General features: G+C 65.6%; 14 protein-coding genes and 1 pseudogene. 5 read left to right on the top strand and 10 right to left on the bottom strand.

All coding sequences use genetic code 11. The features are described 5' to 3' along the window. Positions 1-4: 4 nt before the first annotated feature. From lon to ACQ4N9_RS03290, 4 genes are all read right to left on the bottom strand, one after another. On the bottom strand, positions 5-2425 hold the full coding sequence (gene lon, locus ACQ4N9_RS03305) for an endopeptidase La (RefSeq protein WP_125857608.1): 2421 nt from the start codon (positions 2423-2425) through the stop codon (positions 5-7). A 222-nt stretch (positions 2426-2647) separates the two neighbouring features. Then, positions 2648-5059 (bottom strand): glucose/quinate/shikimate family membrane-bound PQQ-dependent dehydrogenase, encoded by a 2412-nt coding sequence (locus ACQ4N9_RS03300; protein ID WP_390967173.1) that lies wholly within the window; start codon positions 5057-5059, stop codon positions 2648-2650. Between the two features lie 30 nt (positions 5060-5089). Then, complete coding sequence (locus ACQ4N9_RS03295; RefSeq protein WP_390967174.1) at positions 5090-6436, bottom strand: carbohydrate porin; 1347 nt, start codon at positions 6434-6436, stop codon at positions 5090-5092. 469 nt (positions 6437-6905) lie between these two features. Further along, positions 6906-8942 (bottom strand): TonB-dependent receptor, encoded by a 2037-nt coding sequence (locus tag ACQ4N9_RS03290; protein ID WP_390969508.1) that lies wholly within the window; start codon positions 8940-8942, stop codon positions 6906-6908. A 283-nt stretch (positions 8943-9225) separates the two neighbouring features. On the opposite strand from ACQ4N9_RS03290, the gene ACQ4N9_RS03285 reads away from it, so the two are divergent. Together ACQ4N9_RS03285 and ACQ4N9_RS03280 are read left to right on the top strand one after the other, a co-directional pair. Further along, entirely contained in the window at positions 9226-9447 is a 222-nt protein-coding gene (locus ACQ4N9_RS03285; RefSeq protein ID WP_390969506.1) for a VF530 family DNA-binding protein, read from the top strand. Continuing rightward, a complete protein-coding gene (locus ACQ4N9_RS03280) occupies positions 9447-10073 on the top strand; it encodes a Pr6Pr family membrane protein (protein WP_390969504.1) in 627 nt (208 codons plus the stop codon). The genes ACQ4N9_RS03285 and ACQ4N9_RS03280 overlap by 1 nt, the downstream gene beginning before the upstream one ends. Before the next feature lie 146 nt (positions 10074-10219). Here ACQ4N9_RS03280 and ACQ4N9_RS03275 read toward each other — a convergent pair whose 3' ends face one another. The 3 genes from ACQ4N9_RS03275 to ACQ4N9_RS03265 form a co-directional block, all read right to left on the bottom strand. Continuing rightward, positions 10220-10981 (bottom strand): siderophore-interacting protein, encoded by a 762-nt coding sequence (locus ACQ4N9_RS03275; RefSeq protein WP_390969503.1) that lies wholly within the window; start codon positions 10979-10981, stop codon positions 10220-10222. After that, a complete protein-coding gene (locus tag ACQ4N9_RS03270; RefSeq protein ID WP_323831860.1) occupies positions 10978-11514 on the bottom strand; it encodes a PadR family transcriptional regulator in 537 nt (178 codons plus the stop codon). Before ACQ4N9_RS03270 ends, ACQ4N9_RS03275 begins: the two co-directional genes overlap by 4 nt. A gap of 89 nt (positions 11515-11603) precedes the next feature. Beyond that, a complete protein-coding gene (locus ACQ4N9_RS03265; RefSeq protein WP_390969501.1) occupies positions 11604-14750 on the bottom strand; it encodes a transglycosylase domain-containing protein in 3147 nt (1048 codons plus the stop codon). Positions 14751-15173: 423 nt separating this feature from the next. Here ACQ4N9_RS03265 and ACQ4N9_RS03260 point away from each other — a divergent pair, with 423 nt between their 5' ends. Next, entirely contained in the window at positions 15174-16592 is a 1419-nt protein-coding gene (locus ACQ4N9_RS03260) for an amino acid permease (protein WP_390969499.1), read from the top strand. A 524-nt stretch (positions 16593-17116) separates the two neighbouring features. On the opposite strand, the gene ACQ4N9_RS03255 is transcribed toward ACQ4N9_RS03260, so the two are convergent. After that, positions 17117-18736: an FMN-binding glutamate synthase family protein gene (locus ACQ4N9_RS03255; RefSeq protein ID WP_390969497.1), complete on the bottom strand. Its 1620-nt coding sequence runs from the start codon at positions 18734-18736 to the stop codon at positions 17117-17119. A 180-nt stretch (positions 18737-18916) separates the two neighbouring features. Between ACQ4N9_RS03255 and ACQ4N9_RS03250 the strand changes: the two genes are divergently transcribed. Next, complete coding sequence (locus tag ACQ4N9_RS03250; protein WP_110995121.1) at positions 18917-19180, top strand: type B 50S ribosomal protein L31; 264 nt, start codon at positions 18917-18919, stop codon at positions 19178-19180. A 71-nt stretch (positions 19181-19251) separates the two neighbouring features. Here ACQ4N9_RS03250 and ACQ4N9_RS03245 read toward each other — a convergent pair. Further along, positions 19252-23566 (bottom strand): annotated as a pseudogene (locus ACQ4N9_RS03245) (DEAD/DEAH box helicase). Between the two features lie 256 nt (positions 23567-23822). Between ACQ4N9_RS03245 and ACQ4N9_RS03240 the strand changes: the two are divergent. Beyond that, positions 23823-24236 carry an NUDIX hydrolase gene (locus ACQ4N9_RS03240; RefSeq protein ID WP_347149803.1) on the top strand — a complete coding sequence of 138 codons (414 nt, stop codon included), beginning with the start codon at positions 23823-23825 and terminating at the stop codon, positions 24234-24236. Here ACQ4N9_RS03240 and metR read toward each other — a convergent pair. Next, positions 24220-25137 carry a transcriptional regulator MetR gene (metR, locus tag ACQ4N9_RS03235; RefSeq protein ID WP_125857620.1) on the bottom strand — a complete coding sequence of 306 codons (918 nt, stop codon included), beginning with the start codon at positions 25135-25137 and terminating at the stop codon, positions 24220-24222. The genes ACQ4N9_RS03240 and metR overlap by 17 nt on opposite strands. Between the last annotated feature and the right edge of the window lie 161 nt (positions 25138-25298).

Below are 25298 nucleotides of genomic sequence, written 5' to 3'. Positions count from 1 at the left end.
TCGGTCAGAACAACACTTTCGCCACGTCGGCAAAGCGCTTGGCGAAGTGCACGGTCAGCCCTTCCTTCAGATACTCCGGCAACTCGGCGAAATCGCCACGGTTGGCCTCGGGCAGGATCAGCTCGAAGATTTTCTGCCGCCGCGCGGCAATCACCTTCTCGCGCACGCCGCCAATCGGCAGCACCTGCCCGGTCAGGGTCAACTCGCCGGTCATGGCCACGCCTTTCTTCGGCACCTGGTCACGGGCCAGCGACAACAGCGCGCTGGCCATGGTCACACCGGCGCTGGGGCCATCCTTGGGGGTGGCGCCTTCGGGCACGTGCAGGTGAATGAAGGCCTCGTTGAAGAAGCCCGGCGTGCCACCGTACTGCTTCAGGTTGGAGCTGACATAGCTGTAGGCGATTTCTGCCGACTCCTTCATCACATCCCCCAACTGGCCGGTAAGCTTGAGGCCGCGGTTGAGGGTGTGGATGCACGTGGCCTCGATCGGCAGGGTGGCGCCGCCCATGCTGGTCCAGGCCAGGCCGGTGATCACGCCCTTGCCGGCCAGCACCTGTTCGCTGCGGAACACCGGCATGCCGAGGGCTGGCTCGAGCTCCTTGTTGCCGATCTTCAGTTTGGCGCCTGGGTCTTCCAACAGCTTGACCACCGCCTTGCGCACCAGCTTGCCCAGTTGTTTTTCCAGCTGGCGCACGCCAGCCTCGCGGGCATAGCCCTCGATCACCGTACGCAGGGCGCTGTCGCTGATGCTCAGGCTGCTCTTCGAGACACCGGCCTTTTCCAGCTGCTTGGGCCACAGGTGGCGCTTGGCGATGGCCAGTTTTTCTTCGGTGATGTAGCCAGACAGGCGGATCACTTCCATGCGGTCGAGCAACGGCCCGGGGATCGAGTCCAGGGTGTTGGCGGTGCAGACGAACAGCACTTTGGACAGGTCCAGGCGCAGGTCCAGGTAATGGTCGAGGAAATCGACGTTCTGCTCGGGGTCGAGGGTTTCCAGCAGCGCCGAGGCGGGGTCGCCCTGGTAGCTCTGGCCCATCTTGTCGATCTCATCGAGCATGATCACCGGGTTCATCACCTCGACCTCCTTCAGCGCCTGCACCAGCTTGCCCGGCTGGGCGCCGATGTAGGTGCGGCGGTGGCCCTTGATCTCGGCCTCGTCGCGCATGCCGCCGACGCTGAAGCGGTAGAACGGCCGGCCGAGGGATTCGGCGATGGACTTGCCGATGCTGGTCTTGCCCACCCCGGGCGGGCCCACCAGCAACACGATCGAGCCGCTGATCTCGCCTTTCCAGGCGCCCACGGCGAGGAATTCGAGGATGCGTTCCTTGATGTCATCAAGCCCGGCGTGGTGGCGGTCCAGCACCTTGCGGGCGTGGGCAAGGTCGAGCTTGTCGTCGCCGTACACGCCCCAGGGCAGGGCGGTGGCCCAGTCCAGGTAGTTGCGGGTGACGGCGTATTCCGGCGAGCCGGTTTCGAGGATGGCCAGCTTGCCCATCTCTTCGTCGATGCGTTTTTTCGCCTGCTCGGGCAGGGTCTTGTCTTGCAGGCGTTGCTGGAACTGCTCGACATCGGCGCTGCGGTCGTCCTTGGTCAGGCCCAGCTCCTGCTGGATGACCTTGAGCTGTTCCTTGAGGAAGAATTCGCGCTGGTGCTCACCGATCTGTCGGTTCACCTCGGCGGAAATCTCGTTCTGCAGGTGCGCGACTTCGACTTCCTTGCGCAGCATTGGCAGCACCTTCTCCATGCGTTTGAGCATGGGTACGCAGTCCAGCACTTCCTGTAGCTGGCTGCCGGTGGCGGAGGTGAGCGCGGCGGCGAAATCGGTGAGCGGCGACGGGTCGTTGGGGCTGAAGCGGTTGAGGTAGTTCTTCAGCTCTTCGCTGTACAGCGGGTTGAGCGGCAGCAGCTCCTTGATCGCGTTGATCAGCGCCATGCCGTAGGCCTTCACCTCATCGGTGGGCTGCGCCGGCTGGTGCGGGTATTCGACTTCGACCAGGTAGGGCGGGCGGTGGTGCTTGAGCCAGGTGCGGATGCGCACCCGGGTCAGGCCCTGGGCGACGAACTGCAGCTTGCCGCCTTCGCGGCTGGCGTGGTGCACCTTCACCAGGGTGCCGTACTGGGGCAGGGCCTTGGTGTCGAAGTGGCGGTGGTCTTCGGCCGGGGTGTCCATGAAGAACAGCGCCAGCGAGTGGTGCGGGGTCTTGGCCACCAGGTCGAGGGTTTCGGCCCAGGGCTCTTCATTGACGATCACCGGCAGCACTTGCGCGGGGAAGAACGGGCGATTGTGGATCGGGATCACGTAGACCTTGTCCGGCAGCTGTTGGCCGGGCAGGGCGAGGTGGTGGCCGGCGCCGGTGGCGTGGTCGGGGTGTTCGACTTCGCTGTGTTCGTCGGGGCGGTCCGGGAAATCCTGCTGGTCGCTCATGGGGCACCTGCGTGAATGGCTATGGTGCTTAGATGGGGCAGTGGGGGGCAGGTTTCAATGGTAGACGAAGGGGGGAGGGGGATAGGTAACTGTTGGGGCTGCGCTGCAGCCCTTTCGCTGGCAAGCCAGCTCCCACAGGGATTATGCGGTCCCTGTGGGAGCTGGCTTGCCAGCGATGAGGCCAGTATTGGCAGCCGAGCCCCATGAAGGGGCCCGGTTGGCTTACTCGGCGAGTTTGTAAGCGATGATGTAATCGCCCATGCGGGTGCCCAGCGAGCCATGGCCACCGGCGGTCACCAGCACGTACTGCTTGCCGTCCTTGCCGGTGTAGGTCATCGGCGTGGCCTGGCCGCCTGCCGGCAGGCGGGCTTTCCACAGCTCTTCACCGCTCTTCACGTCATAGGCGCGCAGGTACTGGTCCAGGGTGCCGCTGAGGAAGCCCACGCCACCGGCGGTGACGATCGAGCCGCCCATGCTCGGTACGCCCACCGGCATGCCGATCGGTACCGGGGTGCTGTCACGGGTGGTGCCGTTCTTGTGCTTCCACACCACTTTGTTGGTGAACAGGTCGATGGCGGCCACATAGCCCCAGGCCGGGGCCTGGCACGGCACGCCCAGCGGCGACATGAACGGGTGCATGGTCACGGCATATGGCGCGCCGGTGTTCGGCTGCACGCCGCTGGTCTCGCTTTCGCGCTTGCTGCCTTCGGCAACTTGCTCACGCGGCACCATCTTCGACACGAAGGCCATGTAGTTGGGCGAGGTGAACAGCAGCTGGCGCACCGGGTCGACCGACACGCTGCCCCAGTTGAACACGCCGACGTTGCCCGGGTAGACCAGGCTGCCCTGCTCGGACGGCGGGGTGTACTGGCCTTCGTAGCGCAGGCTGCGGAACTGGATGCGGCAGAGCATCTGGTCGAACGGCGTGGCGCCCCACATGGCCTGTTCGGTCAGGTCGGGGCCGAGCAGGTTGAGGTCGGAGCGGGCCTGGGTCGGTGCGGTGTGGTCGCCCTTGACCGCGCCTTGCGGTACCGGGATCTCGCGGATCGGCACGATCGGTGTACCGTCGCGGCGGTCGAGCACATACAGGCTGCCTTGCTTGGTCGGCACGATGACCGCGGGCTTGACGCCGTCGTCGGTCTTCAGGTGGACCAGGGTCGGCTGGCTGCCGACGTCCATGTCCCACAGGTCATGGTGGGTGAACTGGTAGTTCCAGCGCGCCTTGCCGGTGGCCAGGTCCAGGGCGACGATGCCGGCGCTGTACTTCTCGGCGCCCGGGGTGCGGTCGGCGCCCCACTGGTCGGGGGTCTGGTTGCCCAGCGGCAGGTAGATCATGCCGAGGTCTTCATCGACGCTGGCGATCGACCACATGTTGGCCGAGTTGCGGCTGTAGAGCTTGCCGTCGGCCAGGGGCTTGGTGTCGTCCGGGTTGTTGCTGTCCCAGTTCCACACCAGGTGCCCGTCGTACACGTCATAGGCGCGGATCACGCCGGACGGCTCGTTGGTCGACTCGTTGTCGGTCACGTGGCCGCCGATGATCACCAGGCTGCGGGTGATCGCCGCCGGCGAGGTGGAGTAGTAGCCACCGGCGGTGAACGGGCCGATGCCGCGGGTCAGGTCGATCACGCCCTGGTTGGCGAAGCCTTCGCAGACCTTGCCGTTGTCGGCGTTGATGGCGATCAGGCGGGCGTCGGCGGTCGGCAGGTAGAGGCGGCGCGGGCAGGCCTGGGCCACGGCTTGGCCGGCGTCGGTGATTTTCGGCGCGGGGCTGCCGTCACGGCTGACGTAGCTGTTCTCGTCGTAGTAGGAGACGCCACGGCAGGTCATGTGGGCGAAGCCCTTGAAGGTGCCGGTAGGGCTCTTGACCTGCGGGTCGAAGCGCCAGATCTCGGCGCCGGTGTCCGGGTCCAGGGCCAGCAGCCTGCTGTGGGCGGTACAGGCATAGAGCATGCCGTTCACTTTCAGCGGGGTGTTCTGGTTGGTCAGCTCGACCGGGTCGTTCTCGGTCGGCAGATCACCGGTGCGGATGCGCCAGGCTTCTTCCAGGCGGTAGGCATTCTGCGGGGTGATCTGGCGCAGCGGCGAGTAGCGATCGCCGTGCTCGGTACGGCCGTAGGCCTGCCATTCACCGTCCGGCATGGCCGGTGCGGCGCTGCCCATTTCGCTGTCGTCGCGGGTGAACGCGCCACGGATTTCGCCCGGGTGGGTGAACTGGCTGGCCACGGCGGTGGCGCCGGAAGCGACCACGGCCACGCTGAGCAGGGCGGTGTTGATCTTCGATGCCGGGCCGATCAGCGGGCGACGCGCCCACGGCAGCAGCAGCACCACGCCGATGGCGAACCAGATGGCCAGGCGTGGCACCAGCTGCCACCAATCCAGGCCGACTTCCAGCAGGGCCCAGACCGTGCTGCCCAGCAGCACCAGGCCGTACAGGCCCAGGGCAATGCGGCGCTTGGCCAGCAGCAGGATGCCGGACAGGGCAAAGCCGATCCCGGCGATCAGGTAGTAAAGCGAACCGCCCAGCTGGCTCAGCTTGATGCCGCCGGCCAGCAGGGCCAGGCCCATCAGCAACAGCAGCACGCCCATCAGGCGCGGTAGCCAGCGGGTTCCATTGTTGGCACCGTCAGTGCTCATCGTCTGTTCTCCGTAGAGTGGAAGGGGAGGTTAGAAAGTGCTCTGGATCTTCAGGCCACCGATCAGCGCGTCATCGACGTGCGACACGCCGCCCGGGTGGCGGATGTACTGCAGGTTCGGGCGCACGGTGAGCCAGTTGGCCAGGTGGATGCCGTAATAGAGTTCGGCGCTGTATTCGGTGTCCTGCACGGGCAGGTAACCAGGGTTGTCGTAGTCGTAGAGACCGGCGGCCTGGTTGATGAGGCGGGCGTTCTTGCGGTAACCGGGGTTGACGTGCACACGGGCCAGGGCGAAACCGATGTCGTCCTTGGCGCGGGCGTCGAACGGCCCTTTGTAAACCACACCTGCCTGTACATAGTTGTCGATGGCATTGGTCTTCTTGTCGTGCACCGTGGCATTGGCGAACAGGCTCAGGCCACGCGACTGGTCGGACGCCTGCGCGGTCACCTGCTGCTGCACGCCGAGCCACAGGCCGTGCTTGCTCGAGCTGCTGCGGTAGGCGGCGCCGCTGATGGCGGCCGGGGCGCCGTTGCTGTCCTTCAGAACATCCTGTGCCTTGGCATTACTGTAGTAGTAGCCGGCGCGATATTCCCCTTTCAGGCCATTGAGCCGCGGGCTCCACACCAGTTCGACCGGCATCACCGCACCTTGCGTGCCGCTGCCGCTGAGCTTGAAGCCGTTGCCCGATTCGAGGTTGGACGGGTTCTGCTCGAATACACCGACCTGGGCATAGAGTTCGTCGTTGAGGTTGTAGCGCACGCGCAGCGCCCACTGGCTGACCGGCCAGTTGTACCAGATGCCGCCCACCCAGTTGCCGACTTGGGAGCCGCAGAACGCCAGGTTCTGGAAGTCGCAGGGGAAGCTGTTGAAGTCTTCGCCTTCGCCGAAGCGGCCGAATTTCACATCCAGCGCACCGTCGAAGTACTTCTGCTTGATCCACATCTGCGTCAGCCGCCAGGTTTCGCCGCGGCCCCAGACTTCCTGGGCCGAGGTGAAGCCGCCGACGCGTGGGTCGTTGATGCGGTCGTTGCTGATGTTGTCGCCGTGGCGTTCGGTGACGGTCAGCTGGAACTCGGTGTCATGCCAGCCGAGGATCTTCTGCAGGTCCATGTTCACGCCGAAGGTGAACTGGTCGCTGTAGCGTGCGGCGCGGTCGTGGCTGTAGCCACCGTGCAGGTTGCTGCCCATCTCGCCGGTGTAGCCGAGGGTGAAGTCGTAGCCCTTTTCCAGCAGATCGGTGCGGGTGCCGCCCCAGTCGCCGAGCATCCAGGGGGAGTCCTTGGCGAACAGTTCGCTGGCGCTGGTGGTGGGGGACAGGCTGCCGAGCAGGGTGGCAAGGGCGAGTCCGGCGTAGCGGGTAGTGGGCAACTGGAGCATGAGATAGCGCTATCTTTTGATTGTTGAAGAAACGGCAAGCGCAACGAGGCGTGGAGCATCGAAGGGAAAAGGCTGCGAAAGGTATTCGGTGAAGCGATTCAGCTTGCGGCGGGGAGGATATAGGGGAAGTTGTAAGAAAAAAAGACAAAATGTCGCAGGGGATTGTTGCTGAGGGGGTAATAGTTGGGGGCTTGGCGGGAGATTTGTAGGGTATTTGAGATCGAGCGCCGCCCGCGCGGCGCATCGCTGGCAAGCCAGCTCCCACATTTGTTTCGGGCCAGTTACTCCTGCAAGGTCATCACTGTCCGCCTTGTCGGTACGACGCGGTATTGAGGTGGGCACCAAGGCGGGCAGCGGTACCCTCACAGGCATAATTGGCCCGAAACAGATGTGGGAGCTGGCTTGCCAGCGATGCGCCGCGCGGGCGGCGCTCGATCTGATAGGCGCTGAAAATCTTTCGCCTGGCCAATCAGAAGCTGGTACGCAAACCAACCTCCACACTACGCCCCGGCGCCGGCGCGATATCCCGCAGGATCGAACTGGCATAACGCACCGTCTGGTCCGTCAGGTTCTCCCCCCGCACAAAGGCCAGCCACTGGCTCTGGCCGATATCGAAGCGATACCCCAGGCTGGCACCCAGGGTGGTGTAGCCATCGGTGCTGGTCTCATTGGCCGGCTTGCGGTGCTGCGAAGCGGCATGCTGCACGTCGACCCGCGCCTGCCAGCGATCCAGTTCCCACACCAGCCCGCTGTTCAGGCGCAAAGGCGCGATGCGCGGCAGTGGCTCGCCGCTGTCGAGGTTCTTCGCCCGGGTGTAATCGCCCGAAAGCTCCAGGGCGAAACTGCCGTAGCGGTTCTCCAGCAACTGCCAACGGTCCTGGGCCTCGATGCCATAGAAGCGCGCACGCACGCCCTGGTACTGGTACTCGGGGAAGCCTTCGTGCTCATGATCATGATCTTCGTCATGGTCATGATCGTGCCCCTCGCGCAGGTTGCCGGTACCGATCAGGCCGATGTAGTTGCGAAAGTGGCTGTAGAACACGCCGACACTGCCCTTGTGGGTGCCATTGTCGAAGCGCAGGGCCAGGTCGCCGGAGATGGCCTTCTCTTTGTTCAGGCTGGCGTCACCCACTTCATAGGCGCCGGTGGCGACGTGGGCGCCGTTGGCGTACAGCTCGTAGAAAGTCGGGGCGCGCTCGGTGTAGCCCAGGTTGGCGGCCAGCGCCCACACCGGGTCGAGCTGGTACACGGCGCCGGACGAGAGGCTGAAGGCGTTGAAGCTGCTGGCGCTGTCGGCGGCGGCAAAGGTTTCATTGCCCTTGGCATCGGGATCGACACGGGTGTGTTCCAGGCGGGCGCCCAGGCTCAGGTTCAGGCGCTGCGTGGCCTGCCATTGTTCGAGCATGAACAACGCCAGGCTGTCGGTGTCGGTGTGCGGGACGAATGCCTCTTCACCCAGGGCGGAGAATTCGTTGCGGCTGACCTGTGCGCCGATCACCCCCTCGACCGGGCCGAGCGGCTGGTGCCGCGCCTCGATGCGAGCCTCGTAGCCTTTGTTCTTGAAGGTGGTATGCACTTCGCCGCTTTCGATCTCGCGGTGCTGGTAGTCGGTGTAACCGGCATCGAGCTTGACCGAGCTGAACGGGCCGTCGAGGTCGCGCAGCTCCGAGGCGAAGCCGTAGTGGTCCTGTTGCATGTCCAGGCGCACACCGGGCTCGGCCACCGAGCCGTAGTTGCTGTCGTAGCGGCTGTAGGACAGGCCGGTGTAGCCGTGATCCCAGTGGTAGCTGCCGCCGATTGCGCCACCGTCCTGGCGACCGTCGCTGTTTTCCAGGCGGTGCTTGCTGCCGGGTTCGTCGGCGTCGCGCACCTTCGAGCTGCGCGCATAACCGGGGATGCGCAGGTCGTTGAACTGGCGGCTGTTGGCATCCAGGTGCAGGGCGAAGGCGCCGTTGCCGGCTTCCAGCTTGCCGGCGCTGCTGCGGGTGGTGTCGGCGCCGCCGTAGCGCAGCTCACCGGCGCCGTGGATGCCGTCGATGGGCGCGTCGGGGATGCGGTTGTCGAAGGTGTTGACCACACCGCCGATGGCGTTGCCGCCGTACAGCAGGGCGGCCGGGCCACGAACGATCTCGACCCGCTCGACGGTGACCGGGTCCAGCGGCACGGCGTGGTCATAGGACAGCGACGAGGCGTCCAGGGCGCCGACGCCGTTGCGCAGGATGCGGATACGGTCGCCGTCCAGGCCACGGATCACCGGGCGGCTGGCGCCAGGGCCGAACCAGGTGGAGGCGACACCGGGTTGTTTGTTCAGGGTCTCGCCCAGGCTGCCGTGCTGTTGTTGCAGCAGCGCGTCGCCTTCGAGCACGGTGCTGGGGGCGGCCAGTTGCGCGTTGCCCAGCGGGTTGGCGGTGATCACCTGGGGTTGCAGCTCGACGGCGTGACTTGCGGGCGAGGCCAGCCACAGCGCGACGGCGAGGGGGGAGAGGTGCAGGGGGATGTGACGCATGGGGTGGGGCGTTCCTTGGCAGAAATGCTAATAGTTACTTTATAACATTTCATCACAAGCTGTTCGGTACTGGCCAGCACTTTGTGGATTGGCGTGGTTGTCTGAAGGAGCGGCCTTGTGTCGCGAAAGGGCTGCGAAGCAGCCCCGGCAATTTATGGTGGGGCTGAGATCCAGGGGCCGCTGCGCGCCCCTTTCGCGGCACAAGGCCGCTGCTACACGGGGAGCGCGCATAGCCCTCTACACTCGTGTAAGGTGCGCACCTTCCCGAACCTGGAGCACTGGCATGAGCACGGCCCAACACAATGCGCTGCACGGCAAGACCCTCGAGCAGATCCTCACCGAGCTGGTGGCGCACTACCAATGGCAGGGCCTGGCCGAGCGCGTCGATGTCCGCTGCTTCAAGAGCAACCCGACCATCAAGTCGAGCCTGACCTTCCTGCGCAAGACGCCCTGGGCACGGGAGAAAGTCGAGCTGCTGTATGTGAAGCTGCAGCGCAAAGGCTGATGCCGCGCCGCCCCTGGCTGACGCTCGCCGCCGTGCTCGGCTGGGCGGGCCTGGCGATCCAGCTGTACCTGGTGCTGCTGGCGCGCTGGCAGGCGCAGGCCAGCCTGGTTGGCGGGCTGGTCAACCTGTTCTGTTTTTTCACCGTGCTGAGCAACACCCTGGTGGCCACGGTATTGAGCCATGCCGCGTTCGGTCGCGAGTCGGCGGCCAGGCGCTGGTTCCTCTCACCCTCGGTCAGTTCGTGCATCGCCGCCAGCATCGTGCTGGTGGGCCTGGCCTACAGCCTGCTGTTGCGCCACCTCTGGCAACCCCAGGGCTGGCAGTGGTTGGCCGACGAGCTGCTGCACGATGTGATGCCGGTGCTGTTCTTTCTGTATTGGTGGTTCGAGGTGCCGAAGGGGCAACTGCGGCTGTGGCACCTTGCGGCGTGGGCGCTGTATCCGGGGCTGTATTTTGCCTTTGTGCTGTTGCGCGGGCATGAGATCGGGGTCTATCCGTATCCCTTCGTCGATGTGGCGCGGTTGGGGTATGGACAGGTGATGGTCAATGCCCTGGGGGTGCTGGCGGGGTTTTGGGGGATCGGGCTGGTATTGCTGGGGCTGGATCGGTGGCGCAGGCCTTCATGAAATTGTTGGTGTTATCGCGGGGCAAGCCCGCTCCCACGCTGATCCACCCTTGGACTGCCCCCAAGAAGTTGGACACCAATCCAACCCTTAGGAGTAGTCCACTGCGTGGGAGCGGGCTTGCCCCGCGATAATGCAGTACTGGCAACTCATTCGTCGTCGGCGGTGCCGTCAGCTCGCCAGTAAGCAGCGGCCTTGAGGGCATCCTCGGGCACGCCTTTCTCCAGCAGCAAAGCCTTGGCCTGGCGGGTCAGGGATTTCTCCAGCGCCACCCAGCCGTACAACCGGCCATCTGGCAACGCCAGGTGCTTCACTCGCTCCAGCACGTCTTCGGCATGCCTGCGCACCCAGATCACCTCGACCTGCGCCTTGCTCGGCAGTGGCTGGCGCTCCTGTTCATCCTCGATCTGGATCACCGCCAGCACCTGGCGCCCCGCCGGCAGCTCTTCCAGGCGCCGCGCAATGGCCGGGATCGCGGTTTCATCGCCAATCAGCAGGTAGCTGTCGAAAATATCCGGCACCACCATCGAGGCCCGTGGCCCGGCGATATCCAGCGTTTGCCCCGGTGCGGCCTGTGCGGCCCAGGTCGACGCCGGGCCGTCGCCGTGCAGGACGAAATCGATGTCCAGCTCCAGGTTCACTAGGTCGATGCGCCGTGGCGTGTATTCGCGCATGGTCGGCCGGGCGCCGCCGTCGCGGCCCAGGTTGCGCGCATCGATGGCCACCTGCTCCTCTGGCGTGCAGGCAAACAGCAGCTTGATGTGATCGTCCGTGCCGACGCTGGTGAAGCCGGCCAGCTCGGCGCCGCCGAGGGTGACGCGGCGCATGCGCGGGGTCAGCTCGGTGACCCGCAGCACGACAAGGCGGCGCTGGCGGATCTCATGGTTGACGCGATGGATGGTGTCGCTCATGGGGTGTTCTCCGTAACGGCCGGCCCGGAGGCGATGGCCTTGGCGGTGTCGTTGAGCAGGGTGCGTACCCGCTCGATCTCGTCGGGCGTCCAGCGCCCGCTGTGCATGTGCAGGGCGTGGCGCAGGTTGCCGACGGCTTCATGGATTTCGGCGGGGCGGTCATGGCCGCGCAGGGCACGTTTGCTCACTTCGATGCGCATGCGCACGCCGTCGAGGGCGACCGCTTGCTCGGCCAGGGCATTGCGACCGGCATCGGTGATGGCGTACAGGCGCTTGCTGCCCTGAATCTGACCGCTGATCAGCTCGGCTTCTTCGAGGTAGCTGAGGGTTGGGTAGATCACGCCGGGGCTTGGGCTGTAACTGCCGTCGAACAGGTTCTCGATCTGGCGAATCAGGTCGTAGCCATGGCCAGGCTGCTCGGCCAGCATCGACAGCATCAGCAGTTTCAGGTCGCCCGGGGCGAACACCCGCGGGCCGCGCTCGCCGCGGCCAGGGCGGCGTTCGAAGGGGTCATGGGAGGAATGGTCGCGCATGGCGCAAGGGCTCCGTCTGTTTCGATATATCGCAAGATATTACTCAAGATATATCTAAAGACAAGCCATCAAATGCAGATGATTATCATCTAGTTACTCGATAGGTCGTTGCGCTGTGCGGGTTGCAATGCCACCTGCGGTGCCTTGCAGGCATTGGGGTTGTTCGGCTCCAGGTACGGCATGAGGATCGGCGCCATGCCCTTGAGCACCTGCACCGGCAGTGCCGAGGTGAAGGTGAAGGCTTCGGCCGTGCGCCCCGGCACGAAGGCGGTGAGGGTGCCGAAGTGGTTGTCGCCAAGGAAGAACACGAAGGTGGCGGTGCGGTTCAGCGAGCGCGAGCCGATCAGCCGGCCACCGGCGCCGAAGCTTTCGATGCGGTTGTCACCGGTGCCGGTCTTGCCACCCATCACCAGCGGCGTACCGTCGTGCAGCTTGAAGCTGCCTGAGATGCGCCGTGCAGTACCGGCGTCCACCACCTGCGACATCGCGCCCTTGAGCGCCCGGGCCACCTCGACCGGGAGGATTCGCTGGCCACGGTCGGGGTCGCTGAGCAGTTGGGTTTCGTAAGGCGTGCCCTGGGCGAAGTGCAGGGTGTCGATGCGCAGAGTCGGCAGGCGCACGCCGTCGTTCTGGATGATGCCGACCAGCTCGGAGAGCGCGGCCGGGCGGTCGCCGGAGCTGCCGATGGCGGTGGCCAAGGACGGCACCAGGTGGTCGAACGGGTAACCCACACGCTTCCAGCGCTGGTGGATGTCGAGGAACGCCTCGATCTCGACCATGGTGCGGATGCGGCTGTCGCGAGCGCCCTGGTGGCGGCTCTTGAACAACCAGCTGTACACCTCCTGACGCTCGAAACGGCTGGCGTTGAGGGTGTCCTTGAGCGAGGCGCCGGGGTTCTTCAGCAGGTAGCCGAGCATCCACAGGTCCAGCGGGTGGACCTTGGCGATATAGCCCTGGTCGGGCAGGTCGTACTTGCCCGGCCCGTAGCCTTCGTACATTTCCACCAGGCGGCTGTCGGTGAGCTTGGCCATGGCGATCTTGTCGTCCTTGCTGTGGGCCCTGACAAACGCGTTGAAGGTTTCCTGGCCCGATTCGGGGAACAGGTAGCGGTGCACCGCCGCCAGGCGCTGCGGGGTGACGCGCATGCTGTCGAGGAAGGTATCCAGGCGCTGTTGCGAGGTCTTGCGCTGGTACTTCTTCCAGAACCGCATCATGTAGTTGCTGCCTTCGCGGTCGGCGAAGCGCGCCAGGTATTCCTGGCGCCGTGGGTCACTGTCGTCCCTGAGCAGCGGTTCGCGGTTGAACGGCTGCTGATAGGTGACGTAGCGCACCAGGTCGCGCATCAGGCGGATGAACGGCAGGTTGATCGATTCGCGCAGGGCATCCTTGAGCGTCGGGTTGCGATTGTTGTCTTCCTTGCGGAAGTTGTTGAACACGTGCATGCCGCCGCCGGTGAAGAACGCCTCGCCGGTATTGGCCGAGTACTTGCGCTCCAGGGCCGCGTCGAGCATGGCATCGAGGCTCTGGTTCTTCTGGTTCAGCATCAGCCACTCCAGCGACCACTGGCTGATACGGTCGAGTTCGGCCACCGGCACCTTTTTCAGCTCGGCGGGCGGCTTGCCGGCGTACTTGTCGTGCAGCTCGGCGATGATTTCCAGGTAGGTGGTCAGCACGCGCAGCTTGGCGGTGGAGCCCAGTTCCAGCTTGCTGCCCTCGTTGATGTCGAAGGGCTGGTTGGTACTGTCGGTCTGTACCCGCACCCGCGAGCCGTCGCCGGTGCGCTCGAACAGGGTGAAGCTGTAGCTGACCTGGTCGGTGGTCTTGCTGGTGAGCAGGCGTTCGCCGATCAGGCCCATCTGCGCGGCGAACGCCGGGTCGGCGAGGTTCTTCAGGTACTGGCTGACCTGCATGTTGAGGTCGGCCTGCAGGGTGCTGGTGGCCGACAGGTCGAGGCGGTCGAGGTCGTACAGCGGGCGGTTGAGCATGGCTGCCAAGCGGTTGCGGGCCAGGCTGATGCCCTTGTTGGTGATGATCGGCACGATGGTCGGCTGGGCCACCCAGTCGCGGTACACCGCCTTGCTGGCAAGGGCCGCGTCGGCCAGCGGGCGCTCGACGATGCCGTTGGCGGCGAGCACGCGGATGTGCGCATCGGTGAGATCGGCAAGCTCCAGGCGGCCCTTGGACAGGTAATGCGAGGGCCGGCGCTGGGCAATCATCAGCGACAGCACCTGGCGCAGGGCCAGGCCGCGCTCGGCCAGGCTTTTCTCGTCGCTGGCGGTGGACGTGAGGGCCTGGTTGACCTGGTCGAAATCGGCGCCGTACCAGACGCGCAGGCCCTCGGCCATGCCATGCACCTCACCGTGCCCGGGCACCGCCGACAACGGCACGCTGTTGAGGTAGTCACGCACGATGCGTTCGCGCGCTTCGGTGGTGTCCGGCCCGCCCTGGTAGGCGCGCACGCTGGCCGAAATCATCTGGCGGATCTTCTCGGCGCCGGACACGGTCAGGCCGTCCGGCGAATGCCGGTATTTTTCCAGCTGAGTGGCCAGGGTGCTGCCGCCGGCGGACTGGCCGGGCAGCGCCAGGTACTTGGCCACCTGGCTGTAGGCGGCCTTGGCGAAGCGCGGCCAGTCCACCGCCGGGTTGCTCTTCGGGTCCGCAGGGTCCAGCAGTTCGCGGTTTTCGATGAACAGCAGGCTGTTGACCATCACCGGCGGGATCGCCGCGAAGTTCGGGTACAGGTGCTGTGGGTAGTTGTACTGGTAGAGGGTGTCGCCGCGGCAGTCGGTGATCGACAGGCCGGCCTGGATCTTCTCGACGTAGGGCACGAACAGACCATGCTCGGCATAGCTCATCAGCGCTGGCGAGAAGTGCACCTGCTGGTTGATCAGGTAGTCGCGCTTGAGCAGGCGCGGCAGGAATTCGCCCAGGGCGCTGTAGCCCAGGCGTTTGTCGAAGGGGCCGTCACCGGGGTAGACGATGGCGTCGCTGGGGCCGGGGTCGAGCTGGTAGGTGAGGGTGCTGGCCAGTTTGCTGAATTCGCGCGATTGCAGGCGCGACGTCTGGATCTCCTGCCAGGCGGCGTAGCCCACGGCAGCCATGGCGACGATCAGGATGAGCAGGATCAACCGCCACCACAGATGGCGCTGGCGCGCAGGTTTTGGCGGTGGGGTTTCAGCCTGGGGTGCTTTGGGTGCTTCCGTACTGCTTGGTTCCGATTGCCACAGTGCGCCCATAGTCTTGAGTCCGGCCAAGTATTTTCGCGTTGCTTGTCTGAAGCTTAGACGTTGGTCGGCTTTGGTGAAAAATTTGTAGGAGGCTTCGACGGCGCCTGTATGAACATGCGCCTTTGGTGCGACTTCCATTCTTCGGCAATGTTGCTAAGGTAGCTGCCCCATTCCTGTGCATGGGTACTGAAGGGCGGTGATGCCCCTCCGTGAAAGGCGTTTTGGCCGAGGAATCTCGCCAAATTTCCTGCTTTATATAGTGAAAAGCCCTACATGTGGCTTCCTATACTGCTCGGCCCCTTCGCCCTGCCCGCAACCCGCGCGGCAGACAGGCCGGCCCACAAGGCCGCCTGGCAAGACGACGTTGCGCCTATCGGCGCGGCCGGTGCTGCACGAAGGTCAAATCCAATAACAAAATGAGGTTGTATTGCTATGCCAGTCGGCAACCATCCTGCCCACGGTGAGTCCGCCCAAGGCGGCCCGCTCAAGCGCGAACTGGGCGAACGGCACATCCGTCTGATGGCCCTCGGCGCCTGTATCGGCGTCGGCCTGTTCCTCGGTTCGGCCAAGGCCATCGAAATGGCCGGCCCCGCCATCATGCTGTCCTACATCATCGGTGGCCTGGCCATCCTGGTGATCATGCGCGCCCTCGGCGAAATGGCCGTGCACAACCCGGTCGCAGGTTCCTTCAGCCGCTACGCCCAAGACTACCTCGGCCCGCTGGCGGGCTTCTTGACCGGCTGGAACTACTGGTTCCTGTGGCTGGTGACCTGCGTTGCTGAAATCACCGCGGTGGCCATCTACATGGGCATCTGGTTCCCCGATGTGCCGCGCTGGATCTGGGCGCTGATGGCTCTGGGCAGCATGGGCGCGATCAACCTGATCGCGGTCAAGGCGTTCGGCGAGTTCGAGTTCTGGTTCGCCCTGATCAAGATCGTCACCATCATTGCCATGGTGCTCGGCGGCATCGGCGTGATCGCGTTCGGCTTCGGCAATGACGGCGTGGCCATGGGCATCTCCAACCTGTGGAGCAACGGCGGCTTCATGCCCAACGGCGTGACCGGCGTGCTGATGTCGCTGCAGATGGTGATGTTCGCCTACCTGGGCGTGGAAATGATCGGCCTGACCGCCGGCGAAGCCCGCAACCCGCAGAAGACCATCCCCCAGGCCATCGGCTCGGTGTTCTGGCGCATCCTGCTGTTCTACGTGGGCGCGCTGTTCGTGATCCTGTCGATCTACCCGTGGAACGAAATCGGCAGCCAGGGCAGCCCGTTCGTGATGACCTTCGAGCGCCTGGGCATCAAGACCGCCGCCGGCATCATCAACTTCGTGGTGATCACCGCCGCGCTGTCGTCGTGCAACGGCGGCATCTTCAGCACCGGGCGCATGCTCTACAGCCTGGCGCAGAACGGCCAGGCCCCGGCCACCTTCGCCCGCACCTCGAAGAGCGGCGTGCCGCGCAATGCGCTGCTGCTGTCGATCGGCGCGCTGCTGCTGGGCGTGCTGGCCAACTACCTGGTGCCGGAGAAGGTGTTCGTCTGGGTGACCTCGATCGCCACCTTCGGCGCGATCTGGACCTGGGTGATGATCCTGCTGGCGCAGCTCAAGTTCCGTGCCGGGCTGTCCACTGCCGAGCGTAACGCGCTCAAGTACCGCATGTGGCTGTGGCCGCTGAGCTCGTACCTGGCGTTGGCGTTCCTGGTGCTGGTGGTGGGGCTGATGGCGTACTTCGAGGAGACCCGCGTGGCGCTGTACATTGGCCCGGCGTTCCTGGTGCTGCTGACGGCGCTGTACTACAGCTTGCGCCTGGCGCCGAAAGAGGCGCAAGGCGTGGCGAGTAACGCCGCCTGATCAACGAAGCCCCGGCCAGTGCCGGGGCTTTTTTGGGCCCAATCGAAGTATGCACGCTCTTACAGACGTAATGCGCAAAGCCCGCAGGATCAGCGGGTATGCCCCTGGAGGTCCTGGCTGACCATCGCGTAAGGGCGGCCAGGCGCCAGGCGAGAGCTTTGCAGCGTTCTTGAGATCGAGCGCCGCCCGCGCGGCGCATCGCTGGCAAGCCAGCTCCCACATTTGTTTCGGGCCAGTTATGTCTGTGGAAGTACCGCTGCCCGCCTTGGTGCATGCCTCAAGTCAGGTAAGGCGCCAGTGGTGCCCACCTCAATATCGAGTCGAACCAACAAGGCGGACAGTGATGAACTTGCAGGAGTGACTGGCCCGAAACAGATGTGGGAGCTGGCTTGCCAGCGATGCGCCGCGCGGGCGGCGCTCGATCTCATAGGCGCTGAAAAAACATCGGCGAACACCTGGCGGCCCTCACCCAATCCCCCGGCAAGCACCTGTTAGCCTTCACTCAACTCCCTTGAAAGCCCCCCTCAAGCCGCCACCTCACTCTGCGGCTCAAAACTATCCGCCCGAGCCAACTGCCACATCCGCGAATAAAACTGCCCATTCACCTCGCCGGTCAGCAACTCCCCCGGCTTGAGGAACACATGCATCTGCGAGAACAGCTTGATCTCGGTCGCCGAAATGCGCCGCACCAGGTGCTTGGCCTCCAGCTGCGCCGGGTGTTCCAACCCCGCCGCCGCCAACATCTCGGCCAGCGCGCGCAGGGTGTTGTGGTGGAAGTTGAGCACCCGCTGGGCCTTGTCCGGCACTACCAGCGCCCGCTGGCGCAGGGCGTCCTGGGTGGCGACCCCGGTCGGGCACTTGTTGGTGTGGCAGCTCTGCGACTGGATACAGCCGATGGCGAACATGAAGCCGCGCGCCGAGTTAGCCCAGTCGGCGCCAATCGCCAGCACGCTGGCGATGTCGAAGGCGCTGACGATCTTGCCGCTGGCACCGAGCTTGATCTTGTCGCGCAGGTTCAAGCCCACCAGGGTGTTGTGCACGAACAGCAGGCCCTCGCGCAGCGGCACGCCGATATGGTCGGTGAACTCCACCGGCGCTGCGCCGGTACCGCCTTCCTTGCCATCGACCACGATGAAGTCGGGGAGGATGCCGGTTTCCAGCATGGCCTTGGCGATGCCCATGAACTCCCACGGGTGGCCCAGGCAGAACTTGAAGCCCACCGGCTTGCCGCCGGACAGCTCACGCAACTGGGCGATGAACTGCATCATCTCGATGGGGGTGGAAAACGCGCTGTGGCGCGACGGTGAGATGCAGTCCTCGCCCATCAGGATGCCGCGGGTCTCGGCGATTTCCTGGGTGACCTTGTGCTTGGGCAGGATGCCGCCGTGGCCGGGTTTGGCCCCTTGGCTCATCTTGATTTCGATCATCCGCACCTGCGGGTTCTGCGCCTGGGCGGCGAAGCGCTCGGGGTCGAAGCGCCCGTCGGGGGTGCGGCAGCCGAAATAACCGCTGCCCAGTTCCCAGGTCAGGTCGCCACCGTGCTCCCGGTGGTAGGGGCTGATGCTGCCTTCGCCGGTGTCGTGGGCGAAGTTGCCGAGCTTGGCACCCTGGTTCAGGGCGCGGATGGCGTTGGCGCTGAGCGAACCGAAGCTCATGGCCGAAATGTTGAAGATCGACGCCGAGTACGGCTGGGTACACTGCGGGCCGCCCACGGTGACGCGGAAACTGGCCGGGTCGGCCAATGGCGCCGGGCGCATCGAGTGACCGATGAATTCGAAACCGGATTCGTACACATCGATCAGTGTGCCGAAGGGTTTGTCCGAAGCTTCATTCTTCGCCCGGGCATAGACCAGCGAGCGCTGGGCGCGGGAGAACGGCAGGGCATCGCTGTCGGACTCCAGCAGGTATTGGCGGATTTCCGGGCGGATGGCTTCGACCAGGTAGCGGATGTTGCCGAGGATCGGGTAGTTGCGGCGTACCGCGTGGCGCTGCTGCAGCAGGTCGAACACACCGATCAGGCTGAGCACCCCGGTGGCCAGGGTGAACGGCCACAACCACTCATGGTGGAGCAACGGCAGGCTGGCGAGGGTGAACAGCACGCAGGCGGCGAAAAAGGCGTAGCGACTGAGAAGTGACAGGCTCATACGGGGTCCTTGCGAATGGCTCGGTCAGGCTCAGGGCCTGGGGCGAACCCCGACCATAGCCCGCTGGCCGGCCCATGGCCAGCCTGGGGCGGCGCAGGAAAAATGAAAATACGGGTATCGAAAATCATTCGCGATAGTATGTGTTATAAAGTATCACTTTGAGCCCGAGGAGTATCTACCATGAAAGCAGGCATCCACCCCGCGTACCGCACCGTGCTGTTCCATGACACCGCTGCCGATGTGTACTTCTTGATCGGCTCGACCGTCGATACCGATCGCACCCAGCAGCACAGCGATGGCCAGACCTACCCCTACGTGGCGTTGGATGTGTCCAGCGCTTCGCACCCGGTGTACACCGGGCAGCAGCGCAAGACCACGGTGGAAGGGCGGGTGGCCGGGTTCAACAAGCGCTTTGCCGGGTTTTCCGGGAAGACCGGGCAATAGTCGAATGCCATCGCGGGGCAAGCCCGCTCCCACGAGTTCCAGCGTGGGAGCGGGCTTGCCCCGCGATAGCGTCAGTTGCCAGAGCGCAACAAGCGCTGGTGCCACAGCGTTTGCTCAGCCAACGGCACATCAACCAGATACTGATACTTCCCCGCCACCCGGCACGCCACCGCCACCCCATCGCGGTACAGCAGCCGATTGCCGTTCACCGCCGGTACCTTGGCCCCCGGCAACAACGTGCCCACCAGGTTCAACGGATCGCAACCACTCACCACCAGCAACGCCCCGTCCGCTTCGCGCCTGCGCACCTGGCGCAATACCCCGATGGCTTCGGGCAGGGCGAACTGCTCGCCGGCAAGCCCGGCGATAAAGCGCCCGCCACGGATCTCACCGCGCGCTTCGAGGCGGTGATAGCAATGCAGCAACTCACGCCACGACGGCAGCACATCGCTTTCACGCTCCAGCAGGCGCCAGCACACCACGCCGTAGCGACGCAGCAGGCTGCGGGCGATATGTTCCAGGCGCGGGTCTTTGTCCACTTCGCTGCCCGCGCGGCGCAGCAGCGCCCAGCGTCCAGCATGGGCCATGGAACTCGACAGCGGCGGATGCCCGCGCCGGCTGCTGCGCGAAGCGCGTTTGGCCGCCGGGGTGATCAGGCTGCGCAGGCCACTGAAACCGTCAGCGCTGGCCAGGCCAAAGCCGACCAGTTCCTGCAGCGCGGTTTCCAGCTCGCTGGGCAGCAGGTGCGCCTCGTGGGCAAGTTCGTCGAAGAACAGGGCGCCGTGGGCCTGCAAGCTTTGCAGCACGCGCTGGCCCCGCGGCGATAGCTGCTCTGGATCCGGCGTTGGCGCAAGGCTGCGCCACAGCCCAAGTTGCTCGCGTGGCAGCAGCACCAAGGGGGTGCTGGTCAAGGTGCTGGCCGAGGCCGTGGCCGCCAGCCGGCTCCAGGCCCACTGGCCGCTGCGGCAGGCGTCGTCCAGCCAGTGCGGGCTGTAGTCCTTGATCCGTGCTGGCAGCAGTTCCGCCTCCCAGGCGCCGGCGGCAGCCGGGAAGCCTTGCAGTTGGCCGAGCACTTCGCCCACGGCCTGCGGGCCACGCAGGCGCTCTTCGCCGGCCAGGTGCTGCCAGTCGAACAGAAAACGCATGAAGTCCTGCAGGCTTACCGGTTCGATCTCGCGGCGCAGGCGCTTGACCGTATAGCGGTGGATGCGCGCCAGCAGGTGGCGTTCGCACCACTGCACTGCGCGCTCACCCGGGCTGAACTGGCCGCGCAGCACGTAACCTTCGCCTTCCAGCCGGGCGAGGGCCTGTTCGCAGTCGCCCAGGGCGCAACCCAGCGGCGTGGCGATCTGGGCGAGGGTCAACGGGCCGAAGCCGCTCAGCCGGGCCCGCAGCAGCTCGCTCAGGGCGATGTCCTGCGCATAAGGCTGGTCGAAGCCCGGGAGCACCGGCAGCGCTGGTTCCAGGTGGGCGCCGGGGAACACTGCGCTGATCTGGCCAAGGCGCTCGCGGGCCAGCCACACAGGCGGCCCGCCCGCCTGGAGGCGGCAGGCCCTGCCGGACTGCGTGAGTTGCCCAAGCAGGGCGATCCACCCAGGGTTGGCCTCGGCTTCGGCCTGGGTGATCACCCCCAGGCTCATCAGGGCTTCGTGCAGTTCATCGGCGTTGGCCGCGTGCGGCCAGGCCTCGGCCTGCACGGCGCGGATGGCGTCGATGTCCAGCGCACCGAGGTCGTCGCTGCTGTGCACTTCGTTCCAGCGGCGGTTGAGCACGGCCTGGGTGCGTCGTTCTTCCAGTGGGGCATCGTCGAGGAAGGTGTAGGGGCGGGCGTTGAGGATCGCCGAGGCCAGCGGTGAAGGCGCCGGCAGGTCGCGGCTGAGCAGGCGGATGTCACCGGCCTCCATGCGCCGCAGCAGCGCCAGCCAGCCTTCGCTGTCCATGGCCTCGTGCAGGCAGTCGTCGAGGGTCTGTTCGACCAGTGGGTGATCGGGAATCTGCCGCTCGCCGACCAGGTTCTCCAGGCAGGCAATCTGGTCGGGGAATACCGCGGCTATCAGGTCTTCGCTCTTCATCCGCTGGATCTGCGGCGCCACCTTGCGCCCGCCCACATAGCGCGGCAAGGCCATGGCCACCGCCGCCCACATAGCGCGGCAAGGCCATGGCCACCGCCGCGCACCAGCGCCAGCGCACGCCGAACAGCGGCGCGTCGAGCAGGGCCTGGACAAGGATCGGCTCGGCCGTGCGGCTGTTCAGGTAACGCCAGACCTCGTCCAGTTCGAAACTGTGGCTGCTGGACAGCGACAGCACGATGGCATCCTCGCTGGCCGCCGCCTGCAGCTCGAAGTTGAACGTGCGGCAGAAGCGCTTGCGCAGGGCCAGGCCCCAGGCGCGGTTGATGCGGCTGCCGTAGGGCGAATGAATGATCAGCTGGGTGCCGCCGGACTCGTCGAAGAAGCGCTCCATCACCAGGGTCTGCTGCGAGGGCAGGGCACCAAGCACCTGCCAGGTGCGGCCGAGGTAGTCGAGCAATTGCTGGGCGCAGCCTTCATCCAGTTGGTAGGTGGTGCGCAGCCAGCTTAGCGCCTGGTCGAAATCGCCGGCCTGCAATTGTTCATCAAGGCGCGCCTGCAGCCGCGCCACTGCGCCAGACAGCTCGTTGCTGCGCCCGGGCGCCTCGCCGATCCAGAACGGAATGGTCGGTGGCTGGCCCCGGGCATCCTCGACCCGTACCCGCCCAGGCTCTACCCGCAGGATGCGGTAGGAGGCGTTGCCCAGCTGGAAGATATCGCCAGCGATGCTTTCTACCGCGAAGTCTTCGTTGACGCTGCCGATGTTCAGCGCCTGGGGTTCGAGCAGCACGGCGTAATCGGCGGTTTCGGGGATGGTGCCGCCGCTGGTCAAGGCGGTCAGCTGGCTACCGCGTCGCCCGCGCAGGCTGGCGCTGACCGCATCACGGTGCAGGTAGGCGCTGCGCACGCCCTGGCGGCCGCTGAAACCTTCGGCGAGCATGCGCAGCAGGGCCTGGTAGTGGCCTTGGTCGAGGGCGGCGTAGGGGGTGGCCTGGCGCAGCAGGTTGAACAGCGCGCGCTCGTCCCAGGGCTGGTTGCTCACTTCGGCGACGATCTGCTGGGCGAGCACGTCCAGCGGTGCCGCCGGGATATGCAATTCGTCGAGTTCGCCCTGGCGTACACAGTCGAGCAAGGCGACGCACTCGATCAGCTCGTCCCGCGAGGTGGGGAACAGCCGGCCCTTGGGCACGCCATCGACCTGATGCCCAGAGCGCCCGACCCGCTGCAAGAAGGCGGCGATCGAGCCGGGCGAGGCGATCTGGCAGACCAGATCGACATCGCCGATATCGATACCCAGCTCCAGCGAGGCGGTGCTGACCAGCACCTGCAACTCGCCGGCCTTGAGTTGCTGCTCGGCCTTAAGGCGATGTTCCTTGGCCAGGCTGCCGTGGTGCGCGGCCACGGCGTCGTTGCCCAGGCGCTCCCCCAGGTGGCGGGTGAGCCGTTCGGCCAGGCGCCGGGTGTTGACGAAGATCAGCGTGGTGCGGTGCTGGCGGGCCAGCGCGGCCAGGCGCTCGTAGACCAGCGCCCAGACATCGCTGGCCATGACCGCGGCCAACGGCACCGGCGGCACTTCGAGGGCCAGGTCGCGCTGGCGCACATGGCCGATGTCGACGATGGCGCAGGGGCGCTGGTGGCCAACCAGGAACTGCGCTACCCGCTCCACCGGGCGTTGGGTGGCCGACAGGCCGATGCGCCGCAAGGGCCGGCCGGCCAGGGCTTCCAGGCGCTCCAGGGTCAAGGCCAGGTGGCTGCCGCGCTTGTTGCCGGCCAGGGCGTGGATCTCGTCGACGATCACCGTGTGTACGCCGGCCAGGCCTTCGCGGCCCGACGCCGAACCCATCAGCACGTACAGCGATTCCGGCGTGGTCACCAGGATATGCGGGGCCAGCTTGCGCATGGCCGCGCGTTCCTTCTGCGGGGTGTCGCCGGTGCGTACAGCCGTGGTGATGCTTGGCGCCTTCAGGCCGAGCTGCTCGAGCTGCGCGCTGATGCCTGCGAGCGGGGCCTCGAGGTTCAGGCGAATGTCGTTGGACAGCGCCTTGAGCGGTGAGACGTAGACAACCTGGGTTTGTGCCGGCAGTTCGCCGTCGCGGTCGAGCCCTTGGCGGAACAGCTCGTCGAGCACGGCGAGGAAGGCGCTCAGGGTCTTGCCCGAGCCGGTTGGCGCGGCCAGCAGCATCGACTGGCGCGCATGGATCAGCGGCCAGGCGCCGGCCTGGGCCTCGGTGACCGTGGCGAAGCGTTGGCGGAACCAGGTGGCCACGGCGGGGTGGAACAGGCCGAGCACCGGGTGCTGATGGGCGGGGAGGTTCATGGATTGGTTATGGAGCGTTGCAGGCGGATAGGCAAGGGGCCGTTCGTCTGCCTGCGTTTTTCCTGTGGGAGCGGCTTTAGCCGCGAAGCAGACGACGCGGTGGATGGCACCGGCTTTGCCGGTGTTCGCGGCTAAAGCCGCTCCCACAGGCCCTTTGCTGAATCAAAGAGCCATGTGCAGTTCCAAGACACTCGGCTTTCCGGCGATGAGGCCCGATCAGGTATCCTGCGGCCCTTGTTCACCCAGAGGTTGCCCCATGCCCAACACCATCCACATCGCCGCCGCCCTGTTGCTCGACCCGCAAGGCCGTACCCTGCTGGTGCGCAAGCGCGGCACCCTGGCCTTCATGCAGCCGGGTGGCAAGATCGATGCGGGGGAGTCAGCGGCCCAGGCGCTGGCGCGTGAACTTCACGAAGAGCTGGGGCTGCGCATCGACCCGGCACAGGCCACGCACCTGGGCAGTTTCAGCGCCCCGGCCGCCAATGAGCCAGGCTTCGTGGTCAAGGCCGAGCTGTTCCGTGTCGACAGCGCCGAGGCCGTGACCCCTGCGGCAGAAATCGAAGAAGTGCTGTGGCTGGCCGCCAGCGACACGCCAGGCCTGAACCTGGCGCCGCTGACCCGCGACCTGATCCTGCCGCTGTGGCGCCAAGGCCTCAACGCACCGCGCTGACCCCGTCGAGGGTGGCGAACGAGGTGTCCTTGGCGGTCAGCAGGAAGTCGCGCATGTACGGCGCATCGAGCATGTCGGTGCGCACCGCCGCGTACAGCGTGGCGAACAGGCCTTTTTCACCCAGGCGCTTGCCCTTCACATAACCGCGCGCGCTGTATTCATGCAGCGCCCAGTGCGGCATGCCGCATACACCACGGCCGCTGGCCACCAGCTGCATCATCATGACCGTCAGCTCCGAGGTGCGCACCGCGGCCGGTTCCATGTCGGCCGGCTCGAGGAAGCGGGTGAAGATGTCCAGGCGGTCGCGCTCCACCGGGTAGGTGATCAGGGTCTGGTCGAGCAGGTCCTGGGGCACGATGTAGGGCTTGCTGGCCAGCGGGTGCTGGTTGGCCACGGCGAGCATGGCTTCGTAGGTGAACAGCGGCACATAGGTGATGCCGGCCAGGTCCAGCGGGTCGGAGGTCACCACCAGGTCGAGGTCGCCGCGGGCCAGGGCCGGCAAGGGGGCGAAGGCGAAGCCCGAGGCCAGGTCCAGCTCCACTTCCGGCCAGGCGTCGCGGAACTGGTCGATGGTCGGCATCAGCCACTGGAAGCAGCTGTGGCACTCGATGGCCATGTGCAGGCGCCCGGCGGTGCCGCCGGCCAGCCGGGCGATATCGCGCTCGGCGCCACGCAGCAGCGGCAGAGTGGCGTCGGCCAGTTGCAGCAGACGCAGGCCGGCGCTGGTGAAGCGGATCGGCTTGGTCTTGCGCACGAACAGCGGCAGGCCCAGGCGTTCCTCCAGCTCCTTGAACTGGTGCGACAGCGCCGATTGCGTCAGGTGCAGGCGCTCGGCGGCCTCCACCAGGCTGTCGGCCTCGCGCAGGGCATGAAGGGTTTTCAGGTGACGGATTTCCAGCACAAGGGCTCCGTGAAAAATCTTTGAGGAAAACGGGATGGCGTTGAGTTTCCCTCATGTTGCCCTGGCCTGTCGACCGCCGCTTGGCAATGACCGCTCGGCAAGGTTCATGAAACTGTCACGGTTTTGTGGCAGCGCGAGCGAATGGATTTCATCAGACTCGC

Source organism: Pseudomonas sp. ES1, assembly GCF_050586605.1.
GTDB classification, from domain to species: Bacteria; Pseudomonadota; Gammaproteobacteria; order Pseudomonadales; family Pseudomonadaceae; genus Aquipseudomonas; species Aquipseudomonas sichuanensis.
This window is presented reverse-complemented; position numbering and strand designations above follow the sequence as displayed.

What these genes read in the sequence shown, in the direction of transcription:
- lon (WP_125857608.1), bottom strand. Translation starts at nt 2,425, where the DNA reads ATGAGCGACCAGCAGGATTTCCCGGACCGCCCCGACGAACACAGCGAA.
- ACQ4N9_RS03300 (WP_390967173.1), bottom strand. Translation starts at nt 5,059, where the DNA reads ATGAGCACTGACGGTGCCAACAATGGAACCCGCTGGCTACCGCGCCTG.
- ACQ4N9_RS03295 (WP_390967174.1), bottom strand. Translation starts at nt 6,436, where the DNA reads ATGCTCCAGTTGCCCACTACCCGCTACGCCGGACTCGCCCTTGCCACC.
- ACQ4N9_RS03290 (WP_390969508.1), bottom strand. Translation starts at nt 8,942, where the DNA reads ATGCGTCACATCCCCCTGCACCTCTCCCCCCTCGCCGTCGCGCTGTGG.
- ACQ4N9_RS03285 (WP_390969506.1), top strand. Translation starts at nt 9,226, where the DNA reads ATGAGCACGGCCCAACACAATGCGCTGCACGGCAAGACCCTCGAGCAG.
- ACQ4N9_RS03280 (WP_390969504.1), top strand. Translation starts at nt 9,447, where the DNA reads ATGCCGCGCCGCCCCTGGCTGACGCTCGCCGCCGTGCTCGGCTGGGCG.
- ACQ4N9_RS03275 (WP_390969503.1), bottom strand. Translation starts at nt 10,981, where the DNA reads ATGAGCGACACCATCCATCGCGTCAACCATGAGATCCGCCAGCGCCGC.
- ACQ4N9_RS03270 (WP_323831860.1), bottom strand. Translation starts at nt 11,514, where the DNA reads ATGCGCGACCATTCCTCCCATGACCCCTTCGAACGCCGCCCTGGCCGC.
- ACQ4N9_RS03265 (WP_390969501.1), bottom strand. Translation starts at nt 14,750, where the DNA reads ATGGGCGCACTGTGGCAATCGGAACCAAGCAGTACGGAAGCACCCAAA.
- ACQ4N9_RS03260 (WP_390969499.1), top strand. Translation starts at nt 15,174, where the DNA reads ATGCCAGTCGGCAACCATCCTGCCCACGGTGAGTCCGCCCAAGGCGGC.
- ACQ4N9_RS03255 (WP_390969497.1), bottom strand. Translation starts at nt 18,736, where the DNA reads ATGAGCCTGTCACTTCTCAGTCGCTACGCCTTTTTCGCCGCCTGCGTG.
- ACQ4N9_RS03250 (WP_110995121.1), top strand. Translation starts at nt 18,917, where the DNA reads ATGAAAGCAGGCATCCACCCCGCGTACCGCACCGTGCTGTTCCATGAC.
- ACQ4N9_RS03240 (WP_347149803.1), top strand. Translation starts at nt 23,823, where the DNA reads ATGCCCAACACCATCCACATCGCCGCCGCCCTGTTGCTCGACCCGCAA.